Annotated in this window: 18 protein-coding genes; 7 read left to right on the forward strand and 11 right to left on the reverse strand. The window is 71.3% G+C overall.

Annotated elements, in window-relative coordinates:
* Positions 1 to 52: 52 nt before the first annotated feature.
* On the reverse strand, positions 53 to 520 hold the full coding sequence (locus JYK02_RS12980) for an Lrp/AsnC family transcriptional regulator (protein ID WP_207051246.1): 468 nt from the start codon (positions 518 to 520) through the stop codon (positions 53 to 55).
* 64 nt (positions 521 to 584) lie between these two features.
* On the opposite strand from JYK02_RS12980, the gene JYK02_RS12985 reads away from it, so the two are divergent.
* Positions 585 to 2,699: a M3 family metallopeptidase gene (locus tag JYK02_RS12985; protein ID WP_242588726.1), complete on the forward strand. Its 2,115-nt coding sequence runs from the start codon at positions 585 to 587 to the stop codon at positions 2,697 to 2,699.
* 5 nt (positions 2,700 to 2,704) lie between these two features.
* Positions 2,705 to 3,097, forward strand: coding sequence for a VOC family protein (locus JYK02_RS12990; protein ID WP_207051247.1), 393 nt, complete (start codon positions 2,705 to 2,707; stop codon positions 3,095 to 3,097).
* An 8-nt stretch (positions 3,098 to 3,105) separates the two neighbouring features.
* Here the strand turns inward: JYK02_RS12990 and JYK02_RS12995 are convergent, their stop codons facing one another.
* A complete protein-coding gene (locus JYK02_RS12995; RefSeq protein WP_207051248.1) occupies positions 3,106 to 3,948 on the reverse strand; it encodes a helix-turn-helix domain-containing protein in 843 nt (280 codons plus the stop codon).
* Between the two features lie 130 nt (positions 3,949 to 4,078).
* Here JYK02_RS12995 and JYK02_RS13000 point away from each other — a divergent pair, with 130 nt between their 5' ends.
* Entirely contained in the window at positions 4,079 to 4,816 is a 738-nt protein-coding gene (locus JYK02_RS13000) for an SDR family oxidoreductase (protein WP_207051249.1), read from the forward strand.
* A gap of 16 nt (positions 4,817 to 4,832) precedes the next feature.
* Here the strand turns inward: JYK02_RS13000 and JYK02_RS13005 are convergent, their stop codons facing one another.
* The 3 genes from JYK02_RS13005 to gcvA form a co-directional block, all read right to left on the reverse strand.
* Positions 4,833 to 5,759 (reverse strand): serine/threonine protein kinase, encoded by a 927-nt coding sequence (locus JYK02_RS13005; protein WP_207051250.1) that lies wholly within the window; start codon positions 5,757 to 5,759, stop codon positions 4,833 to 4,835.
* A gap of 33 nt (positions 5,760 to 5,792) precedes the next feature.
* On the reverse strand, positions 5,793 to 6,701 hold the full coding sequence (locus JYK02_RS13010) for an alpha/beta hydrolase-fold protein (protein ID WP_207051251.1): 909 nt from the start codon (positions 6,699 to 6,701) through the stop codon (positions 5,793 to 5,795).
* A gap of 104 nt (positions 6,702 to 6,805) precedes the next feature.
* Complete coding sequence (gene gcvA, locus JYK02_RS13015) at positions 6,806 to 7,675, reverse strand: transcriptional regulator GcvA (RefSeq protein WP_207051252.1); 870 nt, start codon at positions 7,673 to 7,675, stop codon at positions 6,806 to 6,808.
* Between the two features lie 121 nt (positions 7,676 to 7,796).
* On the opposite strand from gcvA, the gene JYK02_RS13020 reads away from it, so the two are divergent.
* From JYK02_RS13020 to JYK02_RS13035, 4 genes are all read left to right on the forward strand, one after another.
* Positions 7,797 to 8,402 (forward strand): LysE family translocator, encoded by a 606-nt coding sequence (locus JYK02_RS13020; protein WP_207051253.1) that lies wholly within the window; start codon positions 7,797 to 7,799, stop codon positions 8,400 to 8,402.
* An 83-nt stretch (positions 8,403 to 8,485) separates the two neighbouring features.
* Positions 8,486 to 9,514 carry an SDR family oxidoreductase gene (locus tag JYK02_RS13025; protein WP_207051254.1) on the forward strand — a complete coding sequence of 343 codons (1,029 nt, stop codon included), beginning with the start codon at positions 8,486 to 8,488 and terminating at the stop codon, positions 9,512 to 9,514.
* Between the two features lie 180 nt (positions 9,515 to 9,694).
* Positions 9,695 to 10,630, forward strand: a complete 936-nt coding sequence (locus tag JYK02_RS13030) for a lytic transglycosylase domain-containing protein (RefSeq protein WP_207051255.1) — start codon at positions 9,695 to 9,697, stop codon at positions 10,628 to 10,630.
* Positions 10,631 to 10,713: 83 nt separating this feature from the next.
* Positions 10,714 to 11,238 carry a hypothetical protein gene (locus tag JYK02_RS13035; protein WP_207051256.1) on the forward strand — a complete coding sequence of 175 codons (525 nt, stop codon included), beginning with the start codon at positions 10,714 to 10,716 and terminating at the stop codon, positions 11,236 to 11,238.
* A 4-nt stretch (positions 11,239 to 11,242) separates the two neighbouring features.
* Here JYK02_RS13035 and JYK02_RS13040 read toward each other — a convergent pair whose 3' ends face one another.
* The 6 genes from JYK02_RS13040 to JYK02_RS13065 form a co-directional block, all read right to left on the reverse strand.
* A complete protein-coding gene (locus JYK02_RS13040) occupies positions 11,243 to 12,355 on the reverse strand; it encodes a hybrid sensor histidine kinase/response regulator (protein WP_347402479.1) in 1,113 nt (370 codons plus the stop codon).
* On the reverse strand, positions 12,352 to 13,053 hold the full coding sequence (locus JYK02_RS13045) for a response regulator (protein ID WP_207051257.1): 702 nt from the start codon (positions 13,051 to 13,053) through the stop codon (positions 12,352 to 12,354). The genes JYK02_RS13040 and JYK02_RS13045 overlap by 4 nt, the downstream gene beginning before the upstream one ends.
* A complete protein-coding gene (locus tag JYK02_RS13050; protein WP_207051258.1) occupies positions 13,053 to 14,255 on the reverse strand; it encodes a sensor histidine kinase in 1,203 nt (400 codons plus the stop codon). The genes JYK02_RS13045 and JYK02_RS13050 overlap by 1 nt, the downstream gene beginning before the upstream one ends.
* Positions 14,231 to 15,634, reverse strand: a complete 1,404-nt coding sequence (locus JYK02_RS13055) for a sigma-54-dependent transcriptional regulator (protein WP_207051259.1) — start codon at positions 15,632 to 15,634, stop codon at positions 14,231 to 14,233. Before JYK02_RS13055 ends, JYK02_RS13050 begins: the two co-directional genes overlap by 25 nt.
* A gap of 62 nt (positions 15,635 to 15,696) precedes the next feature.
* Positions 15,697 to 16,011, reverse strand: coding sequence for a TraR/DksA family transcriptional regulator (locus tag JYK02_RS13060; RefSeq protein ID WP_347402480.1), 315 nt, complete (start codon positions 16,009 to 16,011; stop codon positions 15,697 to 15,699).
* Between the two features lie 82 nt (positions 16,012 to 16,093).
* The gene (locus JYK02_RS13065) at positions 16,094 to 17,170 is read right to left on the reverse strand and encodes a hypothetical protein (protein WP_207051260.1); all 1,077 of its coding nucleotides are present in this window, start codon (positions 17,168 to 17,170) and stop codon (positions 16,094 to 16,096) included.
* Positions 17,171 to 17,325 lie beyond the last annotated feature (155 nt).

Raw genomic sequence — 17,325 nt, forward strand, 5'->3', positions numbered from 1 at the left:
ATCCGACGGCCTCCACGAAAGAGGACGCCAAAAGGTTACAGCGCGGGTTGCATCAGGCTCCCCGGTCGACCGGCAGCCCGGAGCGCGCGAAGGAGAACACCAGCGACGTCTCGATGCGGCTCACCTCCGGGCGGCTGGTGAAGGACTGGATGGTGAGCACCCGCAGGTGTTCCGTGTCCCGACACACGACGTGCACCAGGAAGTCCGTCGTCCCGCCCAGGCAGTAGACGGCCACCGTCTCCGGCAGCGAGCGCAGGTGGTCACCGATGCTGCCGAACGCCTCTCCCACGTGGAGCCGCAGCTGCACGGCGATGAGCGCCTGGAGCCCCAACCCCAGCGAGCGCGCATCCAGGTCCGCTCGATAGGACTTGATGACCCCGTCCGTCTCCAGCCGCTTCACCCTCGCGAGGCACGACGAGGGAGCCAGCCCCACCCGCGCGGCCAGCTCCTTGTTGGACAGCCGTGCATTGTTCTGGAGGGCCTCCAGAATCTGGCGATCGATTCGGTCGAGTGCGGCCATTCGAGGCTCCCGGGCGAATTCCATTCGATGGATGCCGCTCAATCCTGGCTCCTATTCTGTCCGCATGCCACGACACAGAATCGCTGCATGCCTCCTCCTCCTGGCGGGCACGGCCTTCGCGGGCCCTGCTCCGTCGCCGGATGTCCTGCTCGCGCCCTGGTCGGGGGCCCACGGCGGCGTCCCGCCCTTCGACCGCGCGCAGGTGGCGGACTTCGCACCGGCGCTCGAAGCCGCGATGGCGCAGGCACGGCGCGAGCTGGCCGCCATCGCGGACTCGAAGGAGCCGCCCACGTTCGAGAACACCATCGCCGCGCTGGAGGACTCGGGCCGCGCGTTCAACCGCGTCTACGAGGTCTACAACGCGTGGTCGTCGTTCGTGAGCTCACCGGAGTACCAGGCCGTGGAACGCCAGATGGCGCCCCGGCTGTCGGCCTTCTGGGATGAGCAGTCCCAGAACCGGAAGCTCTTCCGGCGCGTCAAGGCGGTCCGGGACTCGGCCGGGAAGGCGAAGCTGACGCCCGAGCAGCAGCGCGTCGTGGCGTACTACTACGACGACTTCGTGCGCTCGGGCGCCCTCCTGGACGCGGCGGGTTCGAAGCGGCTGGCCGCGCTCAACCAGCGGCTCGCCACGCTCTACACGGCGTTCAACCAGAACGTGCTCGCGGACGAGAAGCGCTACACGCTCCTGGAGAACGAAGCGGACCTCGCGGGCCTGCCAGAGCCCCTGCGGAAGGCCGCCGCGGCCGAGGCCACCGCGCGCGGACAGCCGGGGAAGTGGGCCGTGGCCAACACCCGCTCGGGGGTGGCGGACTTCCTCACGTACTCGGAGCGGAGGGAGCTTCGCGAGAAGGTGTGGCGCAACTACGACAGCCGGGGGGACCACGGCGACGCTCATGACAACACCGCCGTCATCACGCGCATCCTCGCGGCGCGCGCGGAGGCAGCGAAGCTCATGGGCTACCCCACCCACGCGCACCGCCAGCTCCAGCACGCGATGGTGAAGACGCCTGAGCGCGCCATGCAGTTGCTGGAGACGCTGTGGACGCCCGCCGTCGCGCGCGTGCGCGAAGAGGTCGCCGCGATGACTGTCATTGCGCGGAGCCAGGGCCAGCAGGAGCCCATCGCGCCCTGGGACTACCGCTACTACGCGGAGAAGGTGCGCAAGCAGGCGTATGACTTCGACGACAGCGAGGTGAAGCCCTATCTCCAACTGGAGACCCTGCGTGAAGGCATGTTCTGGGTCGCGGGCGAGCTCTTCGGCCTCACCTTCACGCCCGCGCCGGACGTGCCCGTCTACCACCCGGACGTGCGCGTCTTCGCGGTGAAGGACCGCGAGAGCGGCCGCGAGCGGGGGCTCCTGTACTTCGACCCCTACGCGCGCGAGGGCAAGTACAACGGAGGGCAGACGGAGACGTACCGCGTCCAGGAGCGCTTCCGGGGCGAGGTGCCGGCCCTGGTGGCCATCAGCATGTCCTTCGTGAAGCCAGGGGCCGGGAGCCCCGCGCTGCTGGGCTGGCGCGACGCCCAGACGCTGTTCCATGAGTTCGGCCATGCGCTGCACACGCTGTGCGGGGACGTGACGTACCCGGCGCTCGGGGGCAGCCGGGTGGTGAGTGATTACTCGGAGTTCCCCTCCAAGCTGTTCGAGCATTGGGTTTCCACGCCGGAGGTGCTGGGCCGCTTCGCGGTGCACCACGCGACGGGCCAGCCCATGCCTCGGGCGCTGGTGGCGCGCATCCAGAAGGCGGCGACGTTCAACCAGGGCTTCTACACCGTGGACTTCCTCACCTCCGCGCTGGTGGAGATGAAGCTGCACCTGGCCGGAGCCCGGCGCATCGACCCCGACGCCTTCGAGCGCGACGTGCTCCGGCAGCTTGGAGCGCCCGCGGAGGTCGGCATGCGCTTCCGCATGCCGCACTTCGGACACGTCTTCAGCAGCAACGCGTACGCGGCCGGCTACTACCGCTACCTCTGGGCGGACATGCTGGCGGCGGATGCCTTCGCGGCCTTCCAGGAAGGCGGCGGCGCCTACGACGCGAAGGTGGCCGCGCGGCTGCGCGAGCACGTCCTGTCGGTGGGCAACACCGTGGATCCGTTCGAGGGCTACCGGAAGTTCCGGGGAAGGGACGCGAACCTCGACGCGCTGATGCGCGAGCGCGGCTTCATGCCCGTAGACTGAGGTCCATGCTCGACCACACAGGCATCGGAGTCGCCGACGTCGCCCGTTCGGCACGCTTCTACGACGCGGCACTGGGGGCGCTCGGCCTCCGCCGCGCCATGCAGCTCCCCGAGGACACCGGCGCGGATGGCATTGGCTACGGCCGGGAGTACCCCATCTTCTGGATCGACCGCTTCCATCCGCACAGCGTGAAGCAGCACACGGCCTTCGCGGCCACGAGCCGCGCCCAGGTCGACGCCTTCCACGTGGCGGCGGTGGCGGCGGGGGGAACGGACAACGGCGCTCCCGGACTGCGCCCCACTGGCGCGGGATACCCCCAGGGCTATTACGCGGCCTTCGTGCTCGACCCGGACGGCAACAACATCGAAGCGGTCTTCCGGCAGCCTTCCGGGACCTGAGCGCGGCCTCACTGCACGGCGCGCGCGAACTGTCCCGGGGTGATGCCGACGATGCGCTTGAAGTGCCGGTTGAGCAGGCTCTGATCATAGAGCCCGACCTGGAGCGCGACCTCCGAGGGCGCCAGCCCCTGGGACAGCAGCCGCTGGGCTCGCGCGACGCGCAGGTGCGTGAGGTACGCGTGGGGCGGCATGCCCAGCTCCTCGCGGAAGGCGCGGCACAGGTGGAAGCGGTTCCAGCCCACCTGACGGGCCAGCGCCTCCAGCGTGATGCCCTCTGGAATGGCTTCGTGCAGGGCCTCCACCACGCGCTGGAGGGGCCAGCGGTGGCGCCGCTCCCGTTCGCCTGAAGGCTCCAGGCATCCGACCAGTGAGGAGAGGGCTTCCGCCATGGCCGTCTGGAGCGCGAGGGCGCAGGAGCGTCCCTCCAGGCCCGCATCCAGCACGGCGTGGAGGCGCACGAAGGCGGCCGCCGCCGGCTGCGATGTTTCGAGTTGGAGCTGTCGAAGCCGGGCGGAGGCCGGCGCGTCCAGCGCCTCGCGGGCCTCGGAGACGAGCGACGCGTCGAAGGCGATGACCTGGAACCGGGCGGGTCCGTCGCGGCGCAGGTCCCGGTGCACCTCGCCGGGCTGCTTGAGGTCGACCGTTCGGGGCGAGGAGGCATGGACCCTGCCCCGCCCCCACCACTCCGAGTGCCCTCGCTGCGTCAGCATCACGCAGAAACGCTCCTTCACGGAGCGCAGCAGCCGCCCGTCGGTCCGGTAGCGCACGAGCCGCAAGCCCGGCAGTTCCGGGAACAGGGAGGTCCGGATGGACAGGGGGCCGTCCACGACAGCGTGATGGAGAGCGGGCACGGGTGGATTCTAGGAACGAGCGTCCTCCGTCGCTTGGACGTTGTTGACCTGCCCCGCATGGCAACAACGTCCAAGCCCGCCATGACTCCGACCGGGTACGCCTGCGGTTGGAAATCCCAAGGAGGACGTCATGTCAGGCATCCAGGACAAGGTCATTGCCATCACCGGAGCCAGCACCGGCATTGGCGAAGCGGCGGCGCTGCTGCTCGCCGGGCGAGGAGCGAAGGTCGTCCTCGGCGCGCGCCGTCTGGAACGGCTGGAGCCGGCGGTGGAGCGCATCGTGAAGGCAGGAGGAGCAGCCCTCGCCGCACGAACCGACGTGAGGCGGCGCGAGGACGTCGACGGGCTCGTCCGCCTGGCCCGCGAGCGGTTCGGCAGGCTGGACGTGCTCATCAACAATGCAGGCAGCCTGGCGACCTCTCCGCTGGACGACCTGCGCGTCGATGACTGGGAGGAGCTGATCGACACCAACATCAAGGGGGTGCTGTATGGCATCGCAGCCGCGCTGCCGCTCTTCCGCGAGCAGGGCTTCGGGCACTTCATCAACACCGCGTCGACCTCGGCGCACCGGATCGTCCCCGGCCAGGCGGTCTACGCCGGGACGAAGTTCGCCGTGCGAGCCATCTCCGAAGGCCTGCGCCAGGAGGCGGGCCCCAGCCTGCGGGTCACGGTCATCTCGCCGGGGATGACCCGGACGAACTTCCTCGAGCACGTGAAGAACCCCGAACTTCGGGCCCGGTTCGAGGAGGTCCGGGACAGGCTCGCCATCCCACCGGATGCGATTGCCCGGGCCATGGCCTTCGCCATCGAGCAGCCCGCCGAAGTGGACGTGGGCGAGGTGATTGTCCGGCCCACGGCGCAGGACTGACCGGGGTCTCCGCCCATCACCTGGATGTCGCGGCCGGGTGGAACGAGGACATCCACTGCTTCCGCTCCTCTGTGCTGAACGTGGGAGCGTGGGTCTTCAGCCAATCCGCCAGCGCCTGGCCCATCGCTTCGGCGGACGGGTAGCGGTCGTCCGCGGACCTCGCCAGCGCGCGGTCGAGGATCCGCACGAGGTCCGCGTCCAGTGAGGGATTGCGCTTCCAGGCAGGAACCAGCCGTCCCTCCAGGACCTCCTTGACGTCCTGCATCTCGGAGTCACCGCTCATGGGGAGCTCTCCGCACAGCAGCCAGTAGAGCAACATGCCCAGGACATAGATGTCTGAGCGGACATCCACGGGCTCGCGCAGCAACTGCTCGGGCGCGAAGTACCGGAGCTTGCTCCCCATCACGCCAGCCCTCGACCACGCCTCGGGCGACAGCATCCAGCGGTTGAAGCCGAACTCGTAGACCTTCACCGCTCCGTCGAAACCCACCAGCACGTTCGAGGGCGAGAGGTCTCCATGCAGCAGGCCCACGCGAGTGTGCGCGGGGTGCAACCCGTGGCAGATGTCGATGGCGATGCTCACCGCGAGAGGCGCGGACACCAGCGCCATGCCCCGTCTCCGTGACAGGGTCTGCACGGCGCCCAGGTCCCGCCCCTCCACCCACTCCCGGACCAGGAAGGGCTCTCCCTCGACCTCTCCGAAGTCCAGGACGCGCGCGACGTTGTCGTGCTGGACGCAGGCCGAAAGGGAGGCGAGGTCGAGGAACTTCTCGACGATCTTCCGGTCCTCCAGGAGCGATGGCAGCAGCCGCTTGAGGACCACGGGACCGCTGCCAGCGGGCGCCGCCGTGTCGAGCGCCCGATGCAGCAGGGTCAGGCCGCTGATCCATATCCGCTCCAGCAGCTCGAACCTGCCAAACCGTTCCGTCCGGGGAGGGCCCATGCGCAGGAACGCTATCAGCCCGGGCCGGAACGGCTAGCGGTGCTGGGCGAGGAGCCAATCCCAGAACGCGTCGTTGTCGTACTGCTGCGTCCAGCAGTCATGCGCGGAGCCGGGCAGCACGGTGAGGCGCGCGATGTCGCTCCCGGTGGCCACCACGCCGGGCTGTGACGTCCACGTGGGGCTGCTGGCTCCCGGGAACAGGTACGTCACCGTCTGGGCCGGCGCCGGCACCGCGACCAACTGGAACTGACCGTAGTTCTTCGTCACGCCCTGCAGCCAGGAACGCTCGGCCGAAAGGGAGGTGCCGTCCGCGAAGGAATGCACCGCCCATACCGGCACGTTCTTGAGCTGGGTGATGGTGGGCCCCGGCGCGCCGATGTTCGTGGCCATGGGCGCCAGCGCGGCCAGCCGGCCCCCGTACGTGTACGCGTACTGCCAGGCGCCATAGCCCCCGAAGCTGATCCCCGTCAGGTAGATGCGCGTCGTGTCCACCCGGTAGTTCGCCACGAGGAAGCTGACGAACGCGTCGATTGCAGCCGGCTCCCACTTCGTCGCCGCTTGCGGCGTGAAGACCATCACCTGGTGCTGCCCGAAGTACGCCTTGCCCTGGCTCGTGAAGCGGATCTTCTTCAGCGCCCCGTGGCGGGTCACCACCTCCAGCAGCCCCGCCTCCGTCGTCGACGTGCCGAACTCACCGCGCCCGTTCAGGTGGATGATGACCGGATAGGACCCGGTGGACGTCAGGTAGCCCGGAGGCAGGTACTCCCCGTACCCGTACCCCGCCCCCGTGCTCGCGGGCAGCCGGGCCACGACCTGGTCCTCGGTGGTGATGGTGAGCCCCGCCTCGTGCGTTCCCCACGCCTCGGGCGCCTCCTGCTCGAAGCTCCCGCCGCAGGCAACGGCCCCCACCGCGATGGCCAGTGCAATCCATTGCATCCGCATGGTGCTCTCCAGGTCCGGGTTCGAGACACCTGGAGTCTGCATTCCCAGACATAAATAGGAAAGACGCCACTTCCCGGAAAGATCCAATCACATGCGACGCGGTGTCAGCGCCGGGCCTCCTCCAGCACCCAGGCCTTGAAGGCCGCCACGTCCCTCCGGCCCGTCAGGGGACGCGGGTGCACGAGCCAATAACTGAAGTCATTGGGCAGGACGGCCTTGAACGGCTGCACCAACCGGCCTGCCTTCAGGTCGTCGGCCGCGAGCATCAGCCGCCCCAGCGCCACGCCATCCCCCAGCCGCGCGGCCTGGAGCGCGAGCCCGGCGTCGTTGAACACGGGGCCCCGGTCCGCGTCCACGCCCGTCACTCCCGCGGCATCCAGCCAGCGGCGCCAGGCGTCCTTGGGTGTGTCGTGGATCAACCGGACCCGGCCCAGGTCCTGGGGCGTCCGGAGCCGCTTCGCCAGCGCCGGAGTGCACACGGGCGCGAGCCGCTCCGTCGCTAGCTGCTCCGCCTTGAGCCCCGTCCACCGGCCCAGCCCGGAGCGGATGCCCACGTCGAAGCGGTCATCGAGGAAGTCCCAGAGCGACTCGGAGCTGTTCACGTGCAGCTCGATGTCCGGGTGCTGCTTCCGGAAGCGCTCCAGCCGAGGCAGCAGCCAGCACGCGGCGAAGGACGGCAGCACGGTGAGGCGCAGCGGGCCCTGCTCGTGCGCGTACAGCCGTGTGGTCGCTTCGGACATGCGCTCGAACACGGGCGTCAGCTCGCGCAGGTACGCGGCGCCGCGCGCCGTCAGCGTCAGCGCATGGCCCCGGCGGTCGAACAGCGAGACGCCCAGCCAGTCCTCCAGTTGCCGCACCTGATGGCTGATGGCCGCCTGGGTCACGCGCAGCTCCGTGGCGGCGCGGGTGAAGCTCAGGTGCCGCGCTCCCGCCTCGAAGGCTCGGAGGGCACCCAGCGGTGGAATGCGGCGCATGCTCGATGAGCCCCTTTTATCGAGCACGCGAGGATAGCTCGCTGGGTCCGCGCGCGGAATTGGAGTCTGTCCTGCGCTGCGAGAAGGCGCGATGGACGCGCCGCGCGCGAGGTGCCCCGTCATGATCTCCGCCGAGGTGTGGATGTTGTTCCTGGGCTACACGGTGCCCATGGTCGTGAGCCCCGGGCCGGGCAACACGGTGCTCGCCACCGCCGGAGGGCGCTTCGGCGTCCGGGGCACGCTGCCGTTCTGGATGGGCTTCGAGGTGGCCAACGTCGCGCTGTGCCTCCTCTACGGCATCGGCCTGGGACGCGTGCTCCAGGGGCTTCCAGCGCTGCACCAGGTCCTGCGCTGGGGCAGCGTCGTGTACCTGCTCTACCTCGCGTGGGGCTTCTTCCGCGCCTCGGCCGCTTCCGGTGAGGCGACCGACGCGCCCGCGCGCCTCGGGTTCGTGGAGGGGCTGCTCGCGGTGGCGCTCAACCCGAAGATCCACTCGATGGTGCTGGTGATGTTCTCCCAGTTCCTGGACCCTTCGCGCGGGATGCTCTCGCAGACGGCGCAGCTCACCGTGGCGTTCCTCGCCGTCTGCGTGGCGTGCCACTTCCCGTGGATCTACGGCGGCAAGCTCATCCTGGGACGCTTCCGCTCCGAGCGCGCCATGCGCATCCAGGGCTGGACCTTCGGCGCCTGCATGGTCGCCGTCGCGGCCTACGTGGCCTTCGCCTGACACCCAGCTTGCCGAATCCGGCCGTTCCTTCGCGCCCGGCTCGCGGACAAACTCCACCGCATGAACATGAAGACGAGGCGGCGATGAGCACGGTCCTGGTCACCGGCGGGTCTGGCTTCATTGGCAGTCATTGCATCGTGCAGCTGCTGGAGGCGGGCCATCAGGTGCGCACCACGGTGCGGAGCCTGAAGCGCGAGGGCGAGGTGCGCGCCATGCTCAAGGAGGGCGGCGTGGATCCGGGCTCCCGCCTGTCCTTCGCCGCGGCGGACCTGGAGCAGGACGCGGGCTGGGCGGAGGCGGTAGCGGGCTGCGACTTCGTGCTGCACGTGGCGTCCCCCTTCCCTCCCGGTGTCCCCAGGCACGAGGACGAGCTGATCATCCCCGCGCGGGATGGAGCGCTCCGCGTGCTGCGTGCCTCGCGCGACGCGGGCGTCAAGCGCGTGGTGCTCACGTCCTCGTTCGCGGCCATCGGCTACGGACATCCGCAAGACAAGACGCAGTTCACCGAGGCAGATTGGACGGATCCGCGAGGGCCCGGCGTCGCCGCGTATCAGAAGTCGAAGACGCTGGCGGAGCGCGCGGCCTGGGACTTCATCGCCCGTGAAGGCGGGGCGCTGGAGCTGTCCGCCATCAACCCGGTGGGCGTGTTCGGTCCCGTCCTCGGGCCGGACTACTCCAGCTCCATCATGCTGCTGAAGCGGCTGCTGGACGGCGCCATGCCCGCCGTTCCCCGGCTCTACTTCGGCGTCGTCGGCGTGCGCGACGTCGCGGACCTGCACCTGCGCGCGATGACGCACCCGGCGGCCCGGGGAGAGCGCTTCCTCGCCGTCGCGGGCGACTTCCTGGCGCTCATCGACATGGCGCGGATCCTCCGCGCTCAACTGGGGGACGTGGCCCGGAAGGTCCCGGCGCGGCAGCTTCCGGACTGGGTGGTGCGGCTCGCGGCGCTGTGGACGCCGGTGGCGCGGCAGACCCTTCCGGAGCTGGGCAAGGTGAAGAACGGCTCCAACGAGAAGGCGCGGCGCGTGCTCGGCTGGGCGCCTCGGTCCAACGCGGAGTGCCTGGTCGCCACCGTGGAGAGCCTTCAGCGGCTGGGCTTGCTGAAGGGCTGATGACGGCGGGCATCGGAGCGGTGACGGCAGTCACCAGGGCCGGCCGCCGTGGCCCCTGTCGTTGCCCGTGAAATCCGGGGGTTGCCCGCGTCCGCGCGGCCCGGAGGGGCTGGCACACGCGCTGCTATGGGGTCCCGTGTCGCTTCAACGGAAACCCAATCCCCTTCGAGGTCCCCCGCCATGGCCATCTCGCCCCTCCGCAGCGCCTCCACCCCCGTCTCCTACATGCCGGTGCAGGACGCCGGCAGCGCCCGCGTCCAGGGCAGTGGCATGGAGGGGCGCTCCAGCCAGGCCACGAGCCCGAACCGCTGCGGCTCGGGCGTCGGGATGTTCCAGCAGGACGGCTTCGACGCCGGCCCGCGCAAGAACGCGGAGCTGGGCAAGCTGCTCCAGGACACGCTGTCGGCGCTGACGTCCATCGTCCAGTTGGTGGCGCAGACCGTGCCGGGCGCCGCGCAGGCGCTCCAGGGCGCGCAGGGGGCCACGGGTGGCAACGCCGGCACGGGTTCGCCGCCGTTCTCCGACAGCGGCTTCACCCCGCGGGACGCCTCGCGTCCCCCCGTGGCGCTCAACGGCAACACCGGCGTCGTGGGCCCGGGGGCTTCGCAGCAGGTGTCGCCGTCCCAGTCCCAGGGCGGCTCGAAGCTGGGCGGCAACCTGCCCCCGGCGCTGGAGAAGTTCCGCGGCGCCATCGAGTCCGCGTCCGCCAAGACGGGCATGCCGGCGGAGATGCTGGCCGCGCAGATCTGGCAGGAGTCGCGCGGCAACCTGGAGGCCGTCTCAACCAACGGCGGCAACGGCCTGACGGACACCGGCCTGATGCAGGTCAACCCCAACACCTACGGGGAGCTGCAGGCGAAGCACCCGGAGCTCCAGGGCAAGAACCTCTCCGACCCGGAGACCAACATCCTCGCGGGCGCCTTCTACATGAAGGACATGAAGGAGCAGTTCGGCAGCGATGAGCTGGCCCTGCGCGCCTACAACTCCGGCCCCAACGGCGTGGACAGGAGCAACCCGGACGCCATCCCCGCCGGCACGGGCGACGCCACCTACGTGCAGAAGGTGAAGTCCTTCATGAACACGCTGGCCACCGGCCAGGGCTCGCTGCCCGCGTAGCGAGCAGCCCATGACACGCCCATGACGGAAGCATTGCGTCCCCCGGGGGACAGGGGCCGAAGCGGCGTCTAGCTTCGCGCCCCATGACCACCTCCCTCTTCCGTCCGTTCATGCAGGCCGCCGTCGCCTCCACGGGGTTGTTCCTGGTCGCGTGCGCGGGCACCTCCGCCGCGCCCCGCCCCGCGGAGTCCCTCTCCGTCCGGGAGCTGAACATCGTCGACGAGCACGGCCAGGCGCGCATCCGCATCGCCGCGCCCATGCCCAACCCCCAGGGCCTGAAGCGCGCCGTCACCGCCTACGGCATCCAGTTCCTCAGCCCCACGGGCCAGGAGATTGGAGGCCTGGGGATGCTGGACGCCATCGGCATCCGGGGGCTCTGCTTCGACAGCGAGGAGGGCTACGAGGCCATGTGCATGGGCCTGGAGCAGGGAAAGCCCACCGTCACCTTCCGGCATGACTGGAAGGAGCGCATCACCCTGGGCGTGGTGGACGGCGTCGCGAGCATCGTGCTCCACGACGCCCAGGGCACCCCTCGGCTCAAGCTGGAGGTGGACAAGGACGGCAAGGTCCAGACGGTCGGCGTGACGCCGGCGCCGTCCGTCCCCTGAGCCCTCAGCCGCGCGGAGGCGTCGCGGGCAGGTGCACGGTGAAGCGCGCGCCGCCCAGCGGACCGTCCTCCACCTGGAGGGTGCCGCCGTGCTGGGTGACGATGGCGTGCACGATGGAGAGCCCCAGCCCGCTGCCGCTCGCCTTCGTCGTGAAGAAGGGCTCGAAGAGCCTCCCGCGTGCGTCCTCCGGCACGCCGGGTCCACTGTCGTCCACGAGGAGGGCGACCTCACCTCCGCGTGCGCTCGCGCTGAAGCGCACCCGGCCTCCTGGCGGCGTCGCCTCCAGTGCGTTGAGCGCCAGGTTCAGCAGCACCTGCCGCAGCCGCTCCTCCTCGCCCCACACCTCCAGGGGCCCCGGGGGCTCCACGTCCAGCGCCACGCCGCGCTGCTCGGCCTGCCAGGCCAGCAGGCCCCCCACCCGCTCGAACAGCGGCGCCACCGCCACGGCGGCCGACCGGAACTCGCGCGGGCGGGCGAACTGGAGGAAGTCCTCGAGGATGTGGTCCAGGCGGCGGATCTCATCCCGCACCAGCAGGAGCGGCTCCAGCAGCGGGCCCTGGACGTCCTGCTCCAGCCTGCGCACGCGCCGCTCCAGGACGGTGAGCTGCAGGACGGCGGCGTTGAGGGGGTTGCGGATTTCATGGGTCAGGCCCGCGGTCAGCGTGCCCACCGCGGCCAGCTTCTCCGTCACCTGCGCCCGCCGAGCCAGCACCTGCTTCTCGCGGTGCAGCCGCACCTGGCGCAGCGCCTGCTCCAGGGTCACCAGCAGCTCCGGCGTGGCGCAGGGCTTGAGCAGGTACGCGCACGCGCCCGCGTGCACCGCGGCCACCGCCGCCTCCAGCATGCCCAGGCCGGTGAGCAGCACCACCTCTCCGTCCGGCACCAGCGCCTTGAGCTGGGGGGCGAGCTTCGTGCCCTCGCCGTCTGGCAGCCGGATGTCCACCAGCGCCACGTCGAAGCCCGACGGCGCGTGCGCGAGCGCCCCCGCGCAGCTCGTCGCGCTGGAGACCGCGTAGCCCTGGTCCTCCAGCAGCTCCTTCATGTTGTCCAGGAACGCCGCGTTGTCATCCACCACCAGCACCCGGGGCCGCTCCCCCGCGCCGCCCGGCGCCGTCACGCGCGGCCCCCGTGCACCTGCTCGAGCGCGGCGAGCAGCGCCCCGGTGTCGAAGGGCTTGCGGACACAGCGGCCCTCGAAGTCCTCGGGCAGCGCCTCCGGATAGGCCGTGACGACGAAGGGGGTGGCCGAGGGGAAGCGCTCCCGCACGCGGCACAGCGCCTCGCCGTCGCGGCCGCCCGGCACGCGCAGGTCCACGAGCGCGGCGAAGGGGCGCACCGACTGGAGCCCCGCCACCTCCGGCACCGAGTGCGCGACCACGGACGTGAAGCCGCGCTCGCGCAGCAGCTCCGTGAGGTTGTCCGTGAGCTGCGCGTCGTCCTCCACCAGCACGACGAGCCCGTCGCGGCGCGCCCGCGCGAGCAGCTCCACCAGCGCGGGCACCGGCACCGGCTTGGGCAGCACCGCGAGCACGCCCTCCGCGTGTGCGCGCGCCAGCTCGGCCTCCCCCGGATGCGCGGTGACGACGATGGCCGCGAGCCCCGGGTCCCGCTGGCGCAGGTGGTGCACCAGCGAGGCGCCGCTCATCCCGGCCATGCGCATGTCGGTGATGAGCACGTCGTAGCGCTCGGCGCGCGCGGCCTGGAGCGCGGCCTCGCCGCAGTCCACCACGGTGGTCGTATGGCCCGCGTCCTCGAGGATCTCCGCCAGGTTCTCGGCGAAGGCCCGGTTGTCATCCACCACCAGGAAGCGGCCCATCAGGAAGGCTCCGGCGTCAGGGGAAGCTCCACCACGAAGCGGGCCCCTCCCGGCCCACCCCGGGTGGGAGCGTAGCCAATCCCGCCGCCATGCCGCTCGAGGATGCGCCGCACGAGCGCCAGTCCCAGCCCCAGCCCCCGCGCCTTCGTGGTCATCAGCGGTTCGAAGACACGCGCGCGGATGGCCGGGTCCAGGCCCGGCCCGCTGTCCTCCAGCGCCAGGCGGATCCGCCGCGCGCCGTCCTCCGGAAGGTCCGCCGTCAGCCGCACCTCGCCTTCGCGCTCGCCCAGGGCCTGCACGGCGTTCTGCAGCAGGTTCACGAAGACCTGCCGCAACTGCACCGCGTCCCCCTCCACGGAGGGCAGGGCCTCCAGCCCTTGCGCGTGCACGCGCACGTGCCCCGGCGGCGCGACGGCCTCCAGCGCGGACGTCCACACCTCCGCGAGCCGCAGCGGCGCGCGCACGAGCGGGCGGGAGCGGATCATGTCCAGCAGGCTGGTGACGATGTGGTTGGCGACCGCCACCTGTTCGCCGATGCGGTCCAGGTGCTTGACCACGCGCGCGTCCTCCTGCGTGGCGGGGCGGCCCTTGAGGATGAAGAGCGAGGTTTCAATCACGCCCAGGGGGTTGCGCAGCTCGTGTCCGATGGAGCCCACGAGCTGCCCGAAGGTCGCCAGCCGCTCGGCCCGGGCCGCCTGGGCCAGCAGGTCCTCGCGGTACGTGTGCAGCATGATGGCGAGCTCCAGGTCGAGGATCTTCCCCAGCGCCCGGTTCAGGCTCGCGGCCCGCGCGGGCGCGTCATGCAGCGCCTCCTCCAGCACCGCCATGAACTCCTGGCGCAGCAGGTTCATGGCGCCGAACATGTAGTGCTGCGGCAGGTGGATGCGCACGTGCACCCGTCCGATGCGGCAGCGGCGCTCGAAGTACGCCGCGTCCCACGGCCCCAGCAGCAGCGACCCCATCCAGTCCTGGAGCGTCACCTTGAGGTGGCCCACCTGGCTCTCACCACCCTCCAGCGCCTTGCGCGCCTCCGGGTGTTCGAGGATGCGCCGGTAGAAGACGTCCGCGATGCGCTCGAAGTGCGCGCAGGCGATGGGGTGCAGTTCCCGCAGGGCCTCTCCGTCCTCGGGGGAGAAGCCCACGTAGCGCTGGAGCTCCGCCAGGACGTTGTCGTCCGTCACGCCTCCGGGTCTGGCTTCCATGCCGCCTCCTCCGGGCCGGCGCTGCCGCCGCCGCCGTACTCCTTGAGCTTGTACTGGATCTTCCGCACGCTGATGCCCAGCACCTCCGCGGCGCGCGTGGTGGAGCCCTGCACCATCTCCAGGGTGCGCAGGATGGCCTCGCGCTCGATGGTGGCGAGCGACGCGCCGGGGATGAGCCGGTCGCCGGCCCCGGCGCTGGGGCGGGGACCGCGCAGCACCGGCGGCAGGTCGTCCGCCGTCAGCTCCTCGCCCCGGGCGAGCACCACGGCGCGCTCCACCGCGTTCTCCAGCTCGCGGATGTTGCCCGGCCAGTCGTGGCTCATCAGCGCCTCCAGGGTGCCGGGCGCCAGCCCCTTCACGGCCTTGCCGTGGAGGGCGTTGCAGCGCTCGAGGAAGTGGCTCACCAGCGCGGGGATGTCCGCCTTGCGCCGGCGCAGGGGCGGCAGCGTCACCGACACCACGTTGAGCCGGTAGTAGAGGTCCTCGCGGAAGCGGCCCGCCTTCACCTCCGCCTCCAGGTCGCGGTGGGTGGCCGCCACGATGCGCACGTCCACCTTCACCGTCTGCGTGCCGCCCACGCGCTCGAACTCGCGGCCCTGCAGCACGCGCAGCAGCTTCACCTGCACGGCCGGAGAGATTTCGCCAATCTCGTCCAGGAACAGGGTGCCGCCGTCCGCCAGCTCGAAGCGGCCCTCCTTGCGCGCGACGGCGCCGGTGAAGGCCCCGCGCTCGTGGCCGAACAGCTCGCTCTCCAGCAGGCCCTCGCTGAGCGCCGCGCAGTGCACCTTCACGAAGGGGCGCGCCTTGCGCGGGCTGAGTTCGTGCAGCGCCTGGGCCACCAGCTCCTTGCCCGTGCCGCTCTCTCCCAGGATGAGCACGGTGGCCCGCGTGGGGGCCGCCTGGTGGATGAGGGCGTAGACGCCCTGGAGCTCGGGCGCGTCCCCGATGATGTTGCCCACGCGGAAGCGCTCCGCCACGCGCTCGCGCAGCTGGCGGGTCTCCTGCTTCAGCCGGCGCGTCTCCAGCGCCTTGCCCAGCACGACGAGCACGGCGTTCAGGTCCAGCGGCTTGGTGAGGTAGCTCTCCGCGCCCTGGCGCATGGCCTCCACCGCGGCCTCCACCGTGCCGAACGCCGTCATCATCACGAAGGCCGCGTCGTTGCCGGCCTCCTTCGCGCGGCGCAGCAGCGTGAGCCCGTCCATGCGCGGCATCCGCACGTCCGTGAGCACCAGCGCGGGAGCGAAGTCATCGAGCGCGGCGAGCGCCTCCGCGCCGTCCGCGGCCTCCCGCACCTCGTACCCCTCCTCGCCAAGGAGGGTGACCAGGGCGCGCCGCGCGTTCGCCTCGTCGTCCACGACCAGGATGCGTTCTGGGGCCATGCCTCCGATTACTACCAGACCTGGAGCGGCGGGAGAGGCTTGGAGGAGAGGGGCCAGGAGCGTCATCGGTCCGTGTCCCGGGCCCGCGCGTCCGCGCACGTCAGGCAGCAGCGCGCCTCGGGGACGGCCAGCAGCCGCTGCCGGCCGATGGCGCCCCCGCACTGCTCGCAGCCGCCGAAGCGGCCTTGCGCGATGCGCTCGAGCGCCGCCTCCACCTCCTCCAGCTCGCGCGGTGGGCAGAGCGCTCCCCGCACGGGCGGGCAGCCGTCCCCCGCGCCGCCGGCCGGAGCGGGCCCTTCCACGCACGACGCCCGCAGCGCGCTCTGGCGGGACAGCAGCATCTGCCGCGCCCGGTTCACCATGGGGTCGCCGCGCACGGCGTCCTCCGGCCCGGTCCGGCGATGCGGCCCACGGCTCCCAGCGGCTGTCGTGTCTTCACGTTCCAGGTCCATGAGAGCCTCAGGGGGCCGGGGGGAGTGACAGGGGAACAGGACGCTTGCGCCGCGCCGCGAGCACGCCCGGCACCGCGAGCACCGCGACGGCCACCGTCACCAGCGCGGCGCCCGCCAGCTCCCGCACGCTCACGCCGGGGAGCCCCAGCCACACGGAGAGCACGAACGTCGCGCCCACGCCCGCGAACACGCTGGAGGCGCGGTTGATGGGCACCGTGAAGGTGTTCTCCCGCGCATCCAGCAGCACCAGCCCGCCGAAGATGCCGCTGCCCTGGGACAGCAACCCCACGGCCAGCTCCACGGGCAGCGAGGGCCGCGTGAACATCCCGGTGAAGCCCTCGCGCAGCGCTTCCGCCGCGCCCCCCACGCCCACCAGGGCCCACAGCGACAGCAGGACGACGAGCGCGGGCGCGGCCACCATCTGCTCCTCCACGAAGTAGCGCTCGCGCGCGCCGGGCACGTGGTTCTTCGCCAGCCGGCTCATGAAGCGCAGCCGCACGAAGTAGCTGACGACGTACACGGCCCAGTCCAGCGCGGCCACCCAGGAGAGGCGCGGGTCCGCGCCCGGCCCCGTGGCGACGAGCAGCGCCGCGAGGCTCACGCCCAGCGCCACGCGCGAGGGCCACGCGACGTGCCGGCCACTCACCGCGTCCACCACGGGCGCCAGCACCAGCACGCCGCCGCGCATGAGCAGCATCATGAAGACGATGGAGGTGCCGTCGAAGGTGTACGCCAGCGTGGTGGTGGCGATGATGCCCGTGGTGCACAGGCCCGACAGGAACGTCCAGCGCCCCGGCCACGGCAGCTCCACCGGCCCGAAGCGCCGGCGCCCCGCGTGCCGGAAGGAGCCGCTCCACGCCAGGTAGGCGAACATCCCCACCAGCGTGGCCAGCGCCGTGGAGGGCAGCAGCACGAAGCCCGGCAGCCCCCCGCTCATGCCCGGCAGGGCCCCCAGGCTCAGCGCCTTCGTCAGCGCGCTGTAGGGCAGGTAGCAGGCGAAGTAGCCCAGCGCGAACCACCCGATGGAGACCGGGGCCTTCGGGGGCGCGCTCATCGTCCACGCGCCGCGCAGCGCGGGCAGCACCGCGCCTCGGGCGGTGCCAGGAGCCGCGCGGGCTCGATGCGCGCTCCGACTGCGTCCCGCATGGCATCCATGGCTCGACCTCCGGTGCGCGCCCGGAAGGGTCCGGGGTCGGGTCCATCCAGTTTCAGGATGCGTGCCATGGCCGCGCCAGGGAG

The organism is Corallococcus macrosporus (assembly GCF_017302985.1).
Taxonomy (GTDB): domain Bacteria; phylum Myxococcota; class Myxococcia; order Myxococcales; family Myxococcaceae; genus Corallococcus; species Corallococcus macrosporus_A.

Coding starts and splice junctions, on each gene's coding strand:
- JYK02_RS12980 (WP_207051246.1), bottom strand. CDS start 520: ATGGCCGCACTCGACCGAATCGATCGCCAGATTCTGGAGGCCCTCCAG.
- JYK02_RS12985 (WP_242588726.1), top strand. CDS start 585: ATGCCACGACACAGAATCGCTGCATGCCTCCTCCTCCTGGCGGGCACG.
- JYK02_RS12990 (WP_207051247.1), top strand. CDS start 2,705: ATGCTCGACCACACAGGCATCGGAGTCGCCGACGTCGCCCGTTCGGCA.
- JYK02_RS13000 (WP_207051249.1), top strand. CDS start 4,079: ATGTCAGGCATCCAGGACAAGGTCATTGCCATCACCGGAGCCAGCACC.
- JYK02_RS13005 (WP_207051250.1), bottom strand. CDS start 5,759: ATGGGCCCTCCCCGGACGGAACGGTTTGGCAGGTTCGAGCTGCTGGAG.
- JYK02_RS13010 (WP_207051251.1), bottom strand. CDS start 6,701: ATGCGGATGCAATGGATTGCACTGGCCATCGCGGTGGGGGCCGTTGCC.
- gcvA (WP_207051252.1), bottom strand. CDS start 7,675: ATGCGCCGCATTCCACCGCTGGGTGCCCTCCGAGCCTTCGAGGCGGGA.
- JYK02_RS13020 (WP_207051253.1), top strand. CDS start 7,797: ATGATCTCCGCCGAGGTGTGGATGTTGTTCCTGGGCTACACGGTGCCC.
- JYK02_RS13025 (WP_207051254.1), top strand. CDS start 8,486: ATGAGCACGGTCCTGGTCACCGGCGGGTCTGGCTTCATTGGCAGTCAT.
- JYK02_RS13030 (WP_207051255.1), top strand. CDS start 9,695: ATGGCCATCTCGCCCCTCCGCAGCGCCTCCACCCCCGTCTCCTACATG.
- JYK02_RS13035 (WP_207051256.1), top strand. CDS start 10,714: ATGACCACCTCCCTCTTCCGTCCGTTCATGCAGGCCGCCGTCGCCTCC.
- JYK02_RS13045 (WP_207051257.1), bottom strand. CDS start 13,053: ATGGGCCGCTTCCTGGTGGTGGATGACAACCGGGCCTTCGCCGAGAAC.
- JYK02_RS13050 (WP_207051258.1), bottom strand. CDS start 14,255: ATGGAAGCCAGACCCGGAGGCGTGACGGACGACAACGTCCTGGCGGAG.
- JYK02_RS13055 (WP_207051259.1), bottom strand. CDS start 15,634: ATGGCCCCAGAACGCATCCTGGTCGTGGACGACGAGGCGAACGCGCGG.